The 13316-nt window shown below is 43.5% G+C and carries 10 protein-coding genes; 7 read left to right on the top strand and 3 right to left on the bottom strand.

Features of this window, described 5'->3' with window-relative positions:
• Nucleotides 1–526: 526 nt before the first annotated feature.
• The gene (locus tag CWD77_RS04240) at nucleotides 527–1315 is read left to right on the top strand and encodes a hypothetical protein (RefSeq protein WP_133120175.1); all 789 of its coding nucleotides are present in this window, start codon (nucleotides 527–529) and stop codon (nucleotides 1313–1315) included.
• 69 nt (nucleotides 1316–1384) lie between these two features.
• On the opposite strand, the gene CWD77_RS15700 is transcribed toward CWD77_RS04240, so the two are convergent.
• Both CWD77_RS15700 and CWD77_RS04235 read right to left on the bottom strand, forming a co-directional pair.
• A complete protein-coding gene (locus CWD77_RS15700; RefSeq protein ID WP_276307510.1) occupies nucleotides 1385–1516 on the bottom strand; it encodes a hypothetical protein in 132 nt (43 codons plus the stop codon).
• A 139-nt stretch (nucleotides 1517–1655) separates the two neighbouring features.
• Nucleotides 1656–3359 (bottom strand): thiol-activated cytolysin family protein, encoded by a 1704-nt coding sequence (locus CWD77_RS04235; RefSeq protein ID WP_101071970.1) that lies wholly within the window; start codon nucleotides 3357–3359, stop codon nucleotides 1656–1658.
• A gap of 210 nt (nucleotides 3360–3569) precedes the next feature.
• Between CWD77_RS04235 and CWD77_RS15530 the strand changes: the two genes are divergently transcribed.
• Together CWD77_RS15530 and CWD77_RS04230 are read left to right on the top strand one after the other, a co-directional pair.
• Nucleotides 3570–3713: a hypothetical protein gene (locus CWD77_RS15530; RefSeq protein WP_165779069.1), complete on the top strand. Its 144-nt coding sequence runs from the start codon at nucleotides 3570–3572 to the stop codon at nucleotides 3711–3713.
• A 330-nt stretch (nucleotides 3714–4043) separates the two neighbouring features.
• On the top strand, nucleotides 4044–4868 hold the full coding sequence (locus CWD77_RS04230) for an ion transporter (protein WP_101071969.1): 825 nt from the start codon (nucleotides 4044–4046) through the stop codon (nucleotides 4866–4868).
• A gap of 555 nt (nucleotides 4869–5423) precedes the next feature.
• Here the strand turns inward: CWD77_RS04230 and CWD77_RS04225 are convergent.
• The gene (locus tag CWD77_RS04225; protein ID WP_101071968.1) at nucleotides 5424–7328 is read right to left on the bottom strand and encodes a thiol-activated cytolysin family protein; all 1905 of its coding nucleotides are present in this window, start codon (nucleotides 7326–7328) and stop codon (nucleotides 5424–5426) included.
• A gap of 223 nt (nucleotides 7329–7551) precedes the next feature.
• Between CWD77_RS04225 and CWD77_RS04220 the strand changes: the two genes are divergently transcribed.
• The 4 genes from CWD77_RS04220 to CWD77_RS04205 all read left to right on the top strand — a co-directional run bounded on the left by CWD77_RS04220 (nucleotide 7552) and on the right by CWD77_RS04205 (nucleotide 11971).
• A complete protein-coding gene (locus CWD77_RS04220; RefSeq protein WP_101071967.1) occupies nucleotides 7552–8112 on the top strand; it encodes a sigma-70 family RNA polymerase sigma factor in 561 nt (186 codons plus the stop codon).
• A 194-nt stretch (nucleotides 8113–8306) separates the two neighbouring features.
• Nucleotides 8307–8699 (top strand): four helix bundle protein, encoded by a 393-nt coding sequence (locus CWD77_RS04215; protein WP_101071966.1) that lies wholly within the window; start codon nucleotides 8307–8309, stop codon nucleotides 8697–8699.
• A gap of 200 nt (nucleotides 8700–8899) precedes the next feature.
• Complete coding sequence (locus CWD77_RS04210) at nucleotides 8900–11380, top strand: serine/threonine-protein kinase (RefSeq protein WP_101071965.1); 2481 nt, start codon at nucleotides 8900–8902, stop codon at nucleotides 11378–11380.
• Between the two features lie 120 nt (nucleotides 11381–11500).
• Nucleotides 11501–11971 (top strand): cupin domain-containing protein, encoded by a 471-nt coding sequence (locus CWD77_RS04205; protein WP_101071964.1) that lies wholly within the window; start codon nucleotides 11501–11503, stop codon nucleotides 11969–11971.
• The last annotated feature ends 1345 nt before the right edge of the window (nucleotides 11972–13316 follow it).

Raw genomic sequence — 13316 nt, 5'->3', positions numbered from 1 at the left:
CAGGGTGAGTATTTTTGCTTTATAAAATTAGGCAATAGTTCCAGCTGGCCTCTGGTTGAATATCGACTTGTACATAAAACATACCATCCATCGTAACTTCGAGCGGTGTCGAGAAGCCAGTACAGAGTGTCGGGACCTTCTATTTCAAGCTTTAGTCAAGCATGATATTTCTGTAATGCTATGTTATTTGGATATAATTCCAAATTTGGTTTTGATTGCGATTCTGAACTGACGCTGCATAGAAATACCATGTTTTTGTTTCACTTTCCTGTTAAACACATATTGTGCTGTGAACCAACTCCATCGGAGTTGCCTGAATATAGCTCCCATATACCTCAAGACTCCGAAGCTCCGGCGGAGCTCCCTGTGATTTTAATGAATTGCCACAGAGTCACGGAATTTTTATTACTTTTCTATTTTAGTCGAAATGTTTCCAATAATACTCCGTGCTTCAATGTCTAAAGCCTTCCAGTGCCGTTATAAAAATTGGATACCTGTCTTTGATAGTTTTGAAAAATAAATGGATATGAAAAAGTACGCACTCACAATATTGTTATTCTTCTGTTTTTCATCAATAGCATTGGGTTGCAGCTGTGCTGATATTTTTTATACAACAAATGATGAATTTATCACATCTGATTTTGTTGGAACCATAAAAATAATATCAACTGAGGAAGATCCCGACTCCGACGAAAGGAGAACTTACATTGCAAACATAAAACCGCTGGCTGTTTTTAAGAGAGAAGCTCCTTCGGAACTAAGAGTTTCAGGAACGATAAATGGAATCAATTGGGGTGCAAGTTGTGAGAGATCTGTAGAAACGGGGGAGGAATGGATGGTTGCACTTTCAAAAAATGACCAAAATTATTTCCCATTGAGTTACTGTTCTTTTGCAAGCAAATTAAAATCGTCGGACGGCACTAATACGAGTCGGAGCGGACACTGGCAAGCTATCACTCATTTTCAGTTCTTAGAGCGAACAGTGCCCAATTTACATCGAGAATATATGTTAAGAGAAAGTTCCGGAAAGATATCAGATTATCTTATTCAATATGATGGGCAATCCTTTAGTAGTAAATCTGCACACTATCTAATCACATTTGATGAACATCTAAATATTAAAACTGTAGAAGTATTGAAGGGTTTTAATTCTGAATTCGATAACGAGTTTGTCACTTTTTTAAAGCAGCAGACCAAGTGGGAGAAAGAGAACCCAAGATTTGAAAAGACCCCAGTCATTGACGGAACCAAACATATCGTTGGCGTCTTTTATTACGAAGATGAGAAGAAATTCCTGAGCAGATTTGAGCTTTGAAGAGTTTATATAAAAAATAAGGATAAACCACTTAATAAACGGTAGTCGATACAGTAATTAAGAAATAGTTTAAAAAGTATTCTCCGTATCTCCGTGGCAAACCTTCTCTGCGTCTTCCGTACCTCCGCGGTGAACAAAAAAAGGTGCTTCCGGCGATGTTCCCATCACCAAAAGCACCTTCCAGTCTTGACTACTATTCAAGCTGCTTCAATCATGTTAATTTGTTTGGCGTTTTTGGGTCGAACATTGATAGAGACCATGGACGTATAATCACGTTGTCTTTTCTATTGATTTTTATTCCAAGCAACATGTTTTAAGGCGTAATTTCACAGTCGATCAGTCACTGTAGCGTAACGTCGTAGTAGACCTTGACCCGGCACGTATTGCTCTTCTCACCGACTAGTTCGATTTCGAGATCCTGGACTCCATCCCCGTCTTTGTCCGGGGCACCATTCCCCGGATCCAGGTTTGTCCACCCCGTATTTATGTTGTACGTGTGGGTGCGTTTCTTCTTGCCGTTTAGGTCGTTGTAATTCGGGGACCCAAAGGGCGGGTTGTCTTGTTCCCTCGCCCAAAAGTCGACGGCAAATGTGTTGCCGTCTTGCCGCTGCGCGTTGAATACGACTTCTTCGTCGATCGATTTGGTCTCGCCGTCATCCAACTCAGCGGAAATCCATGGCCCTACACCACCTGTGTTGAACATTTGCTCGTCGTTGTAATAAACCGTGGCGTTGAAATCGAAATCGCCCGGCCCCACGTCGCAGTCGTTGACTGCCTCGAACTCAATGAGGTCGACGGTAACGACATCGGCTGTTCTGATCGCGGAGCACTCGGTGGCCGTGTACTCGGTTGTGTAACCCAGCTTGGCTACCTTGTCGTCCTTCAGGTATTTCACCGCGTAGGCGATGGGGACGCCGGGATTGTTACGAGAGTATACCGCGTTATCTCCCGTGATGATGGGCACCAAATCGCCCGCTGAGCGCGCCGTGACGGCCTCCGAAGCCACCGCCGCGTTGCCACCTATAGTGATTACCTCTACCGACGAGTTCTGCAAAATTTCTTTGTAGGTAGACTCTAAATCACCTTCAACCTGTCCGCCGGCGGCATACCGAAAGGCGGTCTCGACCTCAGCCGAGGTATACGACGAGGATGTCTCCATCCGAAACATGATGATCCGTCCGTAAGTAATGGAGGACACGTACGCAGGTGGTGCCGTACTGCTGAAGGCGGACTGGACCTGTTGCAACGACACACTCGGGCCGAACACGTCCTCGGGTTGCGCGCCATTTTCCTGTACGTACGTTATCGTGTAGAAGGCCTGTTTAAACGTTGCCATAACCACACGACTCTCTTCAGACGTCTCAAAGTTGAACTGTGACTGCACGTCGCCGGTTGCCCATTCTACATTTAGACCGAGGTCTAAAGAAGCCTGTGTTGACGCGTAAGATGTGGTGATGCGGTTCGAGGAACTGGCGGCATTTACGTAGCCCTCTTCGTAGGCGTTGGCATTCCACCACTCCAGTGCCTCGTCAATGGCATTCTGCACGTTTGCTTGGTCTGGGCTCTCAATTGTTTTCGTCCCATTTGTGCCAATTCCGGGCAGATCGATGCGGATTTTGACGGGTGAGCGTTCGAAGCGGGCCGGCTCGGGCAGGCCGTCAAGCAACGACTGGTTGGCCTCGACAAGTGCACCGGGCCAAATCACATCTTGTGTCGGGCGCAGGATGGCGACCTCTTCGAAGTTGTTCTGCAGTGTGTATGTGGTGCTGGTACAGGTGCGCTGAGTGATACCATCTTGCTCGGTGGTGGCAGTCGTGTCGACGGGTTCACGGGCGGCGTCGTTGGGTTGGACATTTAGGAGTTCATCAGCGTCGTAGGTCAGGTTGGCAAGGAAGTCACCTACTTCATCTACTCCCTGTGGTTCTTCTCCTGATACGCTGTTATCCGAGCATGAACTTAAAAGAACAAGCAACAGGCAAGCCGGAAGAAATATAAATTCTTTAATTTTAGTTTGTAAGGTAGTTTTATTTTTTAGTCTATTCATAATTATAACAGGTAATTGAAGGTTGAATAAAAGATTCCTTTTACTGTACGCGCAAAAAGATGTGCATCCCGGCGAAAGTTTTTTAGCGCTGAAGATTTTTAGCCACGGAGACACGGAAAATGGTTGGGGATACCTCGATTTGTAAATAAGAGAACAACATAAACTCCTTACCTCCGTGGCAATACTACTCTGTCCCGAGAATTCGGGACGGTGAACATAAAAAAAGGTGCTTCCGGCGATGTTTCCATCACCAAAAGCACCTTCTGTCTTGATGAATCCATATTGATGGTTAGTTCAGATATGAACGCCGGCAGGTTATGCGGACTGATGCGTCCCTGGTCGATCTGCTGCTGAAGCTGTGCTTCAGTAAATGCGTCACTGCATAGGAATCAGTCGAGATATTAGTTCAAATTTCCGTTGTTCATAGCTAGGTAAAAGTATTTATTCTCTGATCTTACTTAACCTTTAGCTTCTATTTAACAAGAACTAACTGGACGGCTTTATTAAACTTTAAATATCTACTCTTTTTTAAAGCAGACTGTTGTGGCCTCTTATCTTTCATAAAAAATTGATGCATGACCGATCATGCAAGGCAGATAAACTGTAGTATCTTTGTTTGTAATTTCTATTTTATGTCATAAAATCAGTTCATGTTATTCAAATAATCACGAAGGAACTATAAATATGGAGGCCGGCAATCAATTGAGCTTTAAGGAACGCCTGAATAAAATCATTTTTGAAGCCGATACCCCAAGCGGAAAAGCCTTTGATATAATTCTTATCGTTAGCATTGTTATCAGCGTGCTTGTGGTGATGCTCGATAGCGTCTCAAGCTATCGAGCAGTTTACGGCGACTGGTTTTTCAAAATTGAGTGGGTTATCACTATACTTTTCACCTTCGAATATATACTTCGGCTTACAACCGCAGAACGGTCCAGGGGTTATATTTTTAGTTTTTACGGGTTCGTGGACCTGCTCTCTTTTTTACCCACTTATCTAAGTTTATTAATTCCGGGCACTCAGTTCTTTCTGGTGATTCGTATACTCAGGGTTTTAAGAGTATTCCGGGTACTCAAATTTACCCGCTACATTGTCGAGGCCGATCAGCTTCGCAATGCACTGGCTTCATCCCGACGCAAAATTATTATTTTTGTTTACACCGTTATAACCATAACCGTTATTGTCGGGTCTTTAATGCACGTTATTGAAGGTCCCGAAAATGGTTTTACCAGCATTCCCAGAGGGATATACTGGGCTATTGTTACATTAACCACAGTAGGTTACGGTGATATTTCTCCGCAGACGAATTTAGGTCAGATGGTTTCAGCGATAATCATGATTTTGGGATATGGAATTATTGCAATACCGACCGGGATATTTACTGCTGAATTTAGCCGCGTGAATCGTGACAAACAGACGACCAAGACCTGTCCTCACTGTTCAAAAGAGGGACATGATTCCGATGCGGAATATTGCAAATATTGTGGCGGCAAGCTCAATCCCGAATAAAAATTTCATCGGTAAAACTGCCCCCTTTATGTGATTCTAAGGCTTCCAAAATTCTTGCCATCTTAAAACAGGAAACCCCTGCCTCAACGGTATAAAATTTACTTTTCAGGCAAATCCGGGTTATCGGAAGTTCCGCTTTCTGAGCAGGATGCAAACAGGTAAAGCATTAATAGTGATGCTGTAAGCAAAACATGAAATGCGCTAAATGGTTTCTTTCCTTTGATTTATTTGAATTTCCATAATAGTGACAGGTTGTTGAAGGTTGATTAAAATGTTCCTGTTACTGTACGCGCAAAAAGATGTGCATCCCGGCGAAAGTTTTTTAGCGCTGAAGATTTTTAGCCACGGAGACACGGAAAATGGTTGGGGATACCTCGATTTGTAAATAAGAGAACAACATAAACTCCGTGCCTCCGTGGCAATACTACTCTGTCCCGAGAATTCGGGACGGTATACATAAAAAAAGGTGCTTCCGGCGATGTTTCCAACACCAAAAGCACCTATCTGTAGTAACCATCAATTTGTGACGTAAAGCCACTTCATTTTTAGGTTTTTTTAAAGAATGACATAAGGTTGTGAAAATTGTTTTGCCCCGCCATTTCCAAGGAAATCAAAGATCACAAACTCGGTGCCGTCCTTATTAAAGAAGATGTTATGCTCGGTCGCTCCAAGTTTAATGCGTGTGGCTGCACCGACTACGGTGAACTCCTCATGCTGATCGGCAGGTCCCCAGTCTGCAAAATCGGTAACAGCGCTGAATGTTCCATCCTGATATCCCACATACCTGTCTCCGTCATTGTTGAAGAGGTACATGCTGTAATTTATACCGGAAGGTATATTAATTCGCTTTGTGGCGGCGCCCATCCCTTCAACGGCGAAAGGATGGTTGTCACTTCCCCACTGGTTGATATCAAATACACTGGAATAACTACCAAATTGTGTATTTTGCGGCTCTCCTGATAATGGACCCGGAGTAAATTTGAATGGAGCGTATTTAGTGCCTTCTTTATTCATCAGGTAGATATTCCCCTCTTCGAACAACAATGCTGAACCTACAGCATCAAAAGGAACAACACCCAGCGGAGCCGCGTTATCGGCTATGCTATAGATTTCTCCTTTGATCTGGCGGTCGTGGAACCAGGCGTATTCGGTACCGGCACCGTTAAACAGGATGACGATATCATCCTTTACGTTGGTTGCCGCACCGACGCCATCATCAAAAAGATCAACCCAGGAACGGAAGGTGACCGGTGGAAGGGTTCCCTTTAGCTCGCAGTTGGTTACGTCGTATTCAGTCGCAATTTTGGTTCCCACGACCTGATCGGGACGCTCCACGCTTCGCACGACATAAGAGAGTGGAAGTCCGGTACGGATATTGGTGCTTTCTTCCAGCCTTTCAGCTATAGCTTCGATGGTACGCTCTCCTGCCAGGCTGATTGATCCGGCGGAATCACCTCCGTAGGCGATTACTTTGATTTTCACATTGTTCATCTTCTGAAAACTATCAACATCTACACTGCCACTCACTTTATTGTCAAAGGATCCATAGGAGATATTCAGTCTGGCTTCCATCTCCTGGCTGGAGGAAGTAGATTCTACAAGCATGTAAAAAATACGACCATAGGTAACGGATGATATAAATGTTGCGGGGTTGTCTGGCTGCACATATGTAGCCAGCTGTTCGGGTGTAACACTCTCATCAAAAAGCTGACTGAGGCTGGTGGGCAGGTCAAAGCTCATGGTGTAGTACTCCTGGCTGAGCTTTACAAGAAATCGATTGTATTCACGATCTGTGCTGAACGACATATTCGACTTCACTTTGGTGGTAAAAGTGCTAACGTCCAGTCCCAACTCTACTGCCAGCTGACTTTCAGACTGAACCTCCTGAATTTCCAACTGAAAATTGGCCGGAACTTCTTCACCGGAATTGGCAATAATATTGTTCATTGCATCCTGAATAGAGCTTTTACTTACCCTGTCGACAGAAAATGTAGATGAGAGGTTGCCATTGGTCAGGTTATATGAAATGGTTCCTCCCGCTCTCTCAACCACAATAGGTGAAGGAGTTGCATTTGCCAGGGTTTTACCCTGCAGCAGACTTCCGGGATAGATCACATCTGCGTTGGTATTAAATAGCGGAAACTGTCCGTTGCCGTCGAGCACGCTTAAGGTTTTTGTTGTGCAGATCCAGCGCTGTGATTCTATGCTGCCATTTTCTTCCACCTGGCGGTCTTCTGCTACCGGTTCGCTAACGGAAAGGGTATCGGTGGTTCTGGAGTCGGGGATCTGCTCGAATTCACCACCGCTTTTAATCACTTCCTCAAATGTCATTTCCCGATCCGGATTTGTGGATGTCCCGTTCTCGGAGCAGGAAGTAATGGTGATAAAAGAAGCCAGCAGCAATAAGCTTACAGTAAATGTACTGAGATAGTTAAAATGTATTTTTTTCTGATTTTCCATGATAGTAACAGTTTGTTGGTGTTTGGATAAAACCTTCCTATCACTGTACGCGCAGAAAATGAGGAAGCCTGGCGAAATAATTTATTGGGTGAACCCTGTTTTACTAAATCATTAAAAATCAGGTGGATTTTTGTAGATATGGTCCACAAAAGCTAGATTATTTAAAGTTTTGTGCAGGTTCATAAAGAAAAGGAGAGAGTTAAGATTAACGAGGAAATTAAGTATGGAATCTCCTGAATATCGTATAACATTGCTGCTGAATGGGTTGAAAGAAAGCGACGCCAAGGCCATCGACAAAATATATCCATTGATATACGATCACTTGAGAAATGAAGCTCACCTTCAACTTAGACAAGAAAGAGCCGGGCATACCTTACAAACTACGGCACTGGTCAATGAGGCTTACCTAAAACTGGTAGATCAGGATAAGGCTATCTATAATAATCGTTCTCATTTTTTAGCCGTTGCTGCCCTTACCATGCGCAGAATTCTGATAAGCTACGCCAGAAAAAAGAACGCGGAAAAACGTGGAGGCAAACAGCCTGCCTTAACTTTTACAGATGGAATGGCCCCCTACGAGGCACAAATCGATGAATTTCTGGACCTGGATGACGCCCTTAAAAAATTAGAAGCCTTGGACGAACGTCAGGCTCAGATTGTCCAGTATCGTTTTTTTGGTGGGATGAACTATAAGGAAATTGCTGAAGTAATGGGTGGCACCGAGCACTCGGTTCGTTACGACTGGCGTGTGGCCAGAGCCTGGCTGAAATGTGAGTTGGGGTAACCAGTTAGATCGGAAATCTGTAAATCGATAAATCAGAAATCGTTACATCAAATACTGTTTACAAGAAAAATATCGGAGTCTTGATTTAGCGATTCATGAGATTTTCGATTTCGGATGTAACGATTTAAAAAAAGCTGTAAGCAAACCGGCGTTTTTGGTTCATACTTATATACTCAAACAAAAGAAGAAAGATTATGAACCGAAAAGAACTTGAAGAAAGGTTAATAGAATTTTCAGTCATAACAGCTGAAATTATTAATAAAATGCCAAATAATAAGTTTGCAAATAATCTTGCTAATCAGTTAGTCAGATCCTGTACTTCACCGGCCTTAAATTATGGAGAAACACAGAGTGCTGAGTCAACAAAAGATTTTGTCCATAAGATGAGTATTGTTCTTAAAGAGCTCAGGGAATCTCTGAATTGTTTAAAAATTATCAAACGAACCAATTATTACCATTCTGACTCACCAATAAATAGAGCAATTACAGAATGCAATGAATTGGTGGCAATTTTTCATAAAAGTGTTCAAACTGCAAGTAATCGTAATCGTAATCGTGTGACAGATCGGAAATCTGTAAATCGCTAAATCAGAAAATCTTTACATCAAATTTTGAGAACATGAGATAGATTGAAAGATTCATTTAACGATTTTTGAGATTTCCGATTTCGGATGTAGCGATTTTTTAAAAATACTTCGCCACTCTACATATAATTTTGCGCGTATTGTAATAAGCAGTTTTTTCTCAAAGAGTGAAACAGATCTTTTAATCACTAATCAATCATTCCATGAAAGCATCCCAGTGGAAGAAAATCAACACCTTGTTCAAAGAGATCGTGGATCTGGATCCGGAACGAAGATCCGAACGCCTGAAAACTGTAAAGACAAATGATCCGCTCATATATGAGGAATTGATCACTCTACTCAAAGCCGACTCCGATCACACTTCTTTACTGGATGGGTTTGCTATAGACCATGTGGATCTTTCGGACTTGTTTCCGCTTGAAGGCGTTCAGGTTGGCCCTTTTTTAATTGAAAAAAAGATTGGTTCAGGAGGGATGGGGAATGTATATCTGGCCAATCGCACTGAGGGAGGTTTTGAACAATCTGTCGCGCTTAAGCTGATAAAATATGGGATGGGCTCGGATCAGGCGATCAGTCGTTTCTTGGGCGAGCGAAGCATTCTGGCCCGGCTGCAGCACCCACATATTGCAAGACTGATAGACGGTGGAATAACCGGCGAGGAACGGCCATGGTTTGCCATGGAGTATGTGAAGGGGAAAAATATTCTTGAATACTGCAGAGAAATGCAGATCTCCCTAAACGACAAATTAAAACTGATCCTTGACGTAATCGATGCCGTTCAGTATGCTCATAAAAACCTGATTGTTCATCGAGATCTGAAACCGGATAACATTATGGTTACCGGTGATGATGAATCCCCCATGATCAAGCTGCTGGATTTCGGTATTGCACAAATTCTGGAAGATTCAGAACCTGAACAGTTCGGTGTGAAGGCCATGACCAGGGCCTACGCTTCACCTGAGCAGATGAGGGGTGAATCAACGTCAACAGCTTCAGATATTTACAGTCTGGGAGTTATTTTAGCTGAATTACTTACCGGTTGCCATCCAAAGAAGGATTACAGAAAGGAGAACTGCACTTCTGTTCCGATCTCAAAAGAGTTGCGTGCTATTATCGATAAAGCCATGCAGGACGACCCATCAGAAAGGTATGAAAATGTTTCTGAACTTAGCCATGAGATCAGAGACTGGATGGCACAGCGTCCGGTGTATTCATTTTCGAGAAAGCCACTTTATCGTCTGAAAAAATGGATGAATCGAAACCGGGTGGCATCCTTTATTGGAATATTTTCAATTGTATCGATCACCATTCTGGTATTGGTGTATACCCATGAACTGAAAAACGAAACAGAGAGAGCACAGCAGGAAGCACTCAGGGCTACACGGATTGCTTCTGTGCTTGGAAGTTCGCTGAGATCGATTGACCCGATGCAAAATCGGGGAGAGGAATTATCGGCTCTAGGTATGGTGAACATGAGTACAGCATACATCAATAATGAGTTAGCCAACGACCCGAGAACCCGCTCCGAACTTTTGATTACGATGGCAAATATATATGCTAACCTGATCGAGCATGAACAAGCTGATTCCGTTTCCTCTATAGCTGTAGAGCTTTATCAGCAGCTAGAAGACACAACAAGTTTTACCTATATCGATATGCTGGCTGACCGGTCCATCATTCTTGACAAAGCCGGGAAGTACGACGAAGGTCTGGCTATGATGCACCGTGCTGTTGATCTTGCCAACCGCTATTTAGAACCCGGCTCACTTGAGTTTGCCAGCGTTCATCTTGACTACACCTACCATTTGGATGTCAATCAGGAGTATGCCCGGGCCGACTCCATACTCAAAATGTTGAAGCCGATCTATGAAAACAATCGTGAAGAAGCCGGTGAGACGTATGATGATTTTGTTTTTTATATGGGCACTAATTACAGGCGAACAGGTAAATTTGAAGAAGCCGAAGAGTACCTATACAGATCGCTGGAGCTGAGTCGGGCGCGGCATCCCGGTATTCACGAACAGGTTGCTTCTACCTTGAATCACATCTCCAGCCTGTACCAGAATATGGGGCGGTTTGAGGAAGCGATACCCTACGCTATTGAAGCTCATGAAATGCGTCTGGAGATTTTTGGTCCGGCTCATCTCAACACGTTAGCAGCCCATTCTAATACCGCACGAGCCTATTCCGGGGCAGAAAGACTTGAGGAAGCCGCCGAAACCTATCGTGATGTTCTTGCAATATTCAGAGAAGAGTATGGAAACGAAAATTTCTACATATCGGGTATTCTACAAAGCTACGGAAATGTGTATCTGCGAATGGCAAACTATAGCCGGGCTGAAACAATTATTCGTGAAAGCCTGGAACACGGGGAGAGACTCCTGCCTGCAGACCACATTCGCTTATCCTATCCTCTGAAAGGACTAGCCGACGCCCTCAGAAAACAGGGGAGGTTTGAAGAGGCAATATCTTATGCAGAACGAGCCTACGCGTTGAGAAGTACTCTTCCGGACGACAATGTTGACCAGATTGGTGCTCGGTTCACACTGGGTATCTGTCTTTGGAATCTAAACAGACAGGATGAAGCTGAAAGCCACCTGAGTGATGCTCTTACTTATTTCAAAAGCCGGCCTGATCGGTATTCGGCTCAGATTGCAGAGATTCACGGTCTGGGATTTGAGTAATTATTATATGCGTGAATCGATATTAAAGCAAGATTTTTCACTGCGTTCAGAATGACAGCTCTGGTTCTGCAAAGCACTCAAAAAACGTATTTACAGAGCAGAAACAACCGATGATATCCTATGAATAGAAAACGAAAGTCACTGACAGACGAAGAGAAGTCTGAGCTCAATAACATACTGAAACCTATTTTGGAACCCACTCTATACCATTATGGATCGGACCGGAGGGATGTGGCCAGATATGACAAAAGAGAGGGTATGTATGGCGGAACCGGGACTGTTTACCTGCTTCAGATGTTTGAAAAAGGAGAATTGGTAAACAACAGAATCGGTGCATATATGATATTACCCGGTAAAAGTGACAGCGTCGGTTTTCATACCCACGGAACCAGAATTGAGCAAGAATTCTACGTGGTTCTTCATGGTGAAGGCATTTATAAAGAGAAAGACAGTGCTGTAGGCGAAGCCAGGTTTTTCAAAATCGGAAAAGGTACGGTGACCACGGTAAAAGGAGAGGCCTATCATGCAGTGGAGAACAGCGGCAGCGATCCATTGGTGATTTTTGTTATTACAACAAATGAGCCGGAGTAGAAAACAGTGCAGGAATTCAACTTATTTTAGGTTTTAGATAGAATAAGGAAAACTCCAGCGTTGAGGTTGTATCAGGTAATCTATTTCGTACCATCCTAAATGGTTACTGAATGAGGACTCATCAATGAACCGATCTTGACTTTCATATTGCTCCGGAGGAGCAATATCATTGTAAAAATGACTACGAAATCTAACAACAAAAAAGCGCTGAAGGCGCGACACTCTTCACCAAGTCTGGAAACAGAACTCCTGCACGCGTTCTTTAATGCGAACCACACCATCTACTGCTCCATCCGGAGCAGGGGTAAACGGATCTTTTCTTTTTTTATACAAAGATGCTGCCTCTCTGAGGCAGAAAGACTTCATGCAGTTATCCGGCAATAAATTACCGGATCGCATATATAACCTCTGAAGAGGTTTTCTGATTGACGAATCACTGAATGACCGAACTGTGAACTACGATTTTAGTCTTGAATTTTAAAATGAGCTGGTGTCCTAACCTCGTAGAGGTGGAACACAATTAACCCCCGGTTTCAACCGGGGGTTGTTATTTGAAACCAACTCCTCGCCGAATAGAGAGAGTGGTTTGGAGTGTGAAATAGTATAGAGGCGGTACTACTGGGATCTCATTTCAAACAGTATCCTCTGTCACTTTTGTCTTGATACAAAAGAGACGTAAAAAATCAAGGCTGAGAAAAATCATCGGCGTTCACAGCCATGAGACGGAAAAACTCAAGGCCTGTGAATTTTGACTTTCTACAACTAAACCTGCAAGAGGCTGGTGAGTTTTTCTTTTCGTCTCCTGTCTGCTCTCTTTTTCCGCTGATTTCTCTAGGCCAATACTTCTATTTTAGCCCCCTTAATCTTCTTCTTACTCGGTAACGATCATAGGTTAATTGACGAATGATCGATGGATTGATCTTGTCTTCAATATTGCTCCGGAGGAGCAATACCATTGTAAAAAAGACTACTAAACTTAACTGTAATAAAGCGCTGAAGGCGCGACACGTTTCATCAAGACTGGACACAGTTTTCCCGCACGTTTTCTAGAGTGGAAACAACACCATCTACTGCTCCATCCGGAGCAGGTGTAAATGGGTCTTTGTCTTTTTGATAAAAAGATACTGCCTCTCTGAGGCAGAAAGACTACATGCAATTATCCGGCAATAAATTACCGGCCAACCGACACATCATGTTATGGTTGGTAAACTCGCATATACAACCTCCGAAGAGGTTTTCTGATTGACGAATGACTGATCGACGAACAGCGAACTACGATTTGAGTCTTGAATTTTAAAATGTGTTGGTGTCCTAACCTCGTAGAGGTGGAATACAATTAGCCCCC

It is taken from the genome of Rhodohalobacter barkolensis, from assembly GCF_002834295.1.
GTDB classification, from domain to species: Bacteria; Bacteroidota; Rhodothermia; order Balneolales; family Balneolaceae; genus Rhodohalobacter; species Rhodohalobacter barkolensis.
This window is presented reverse-complemented; position numbering and strand designations above follow the sequence as displayed.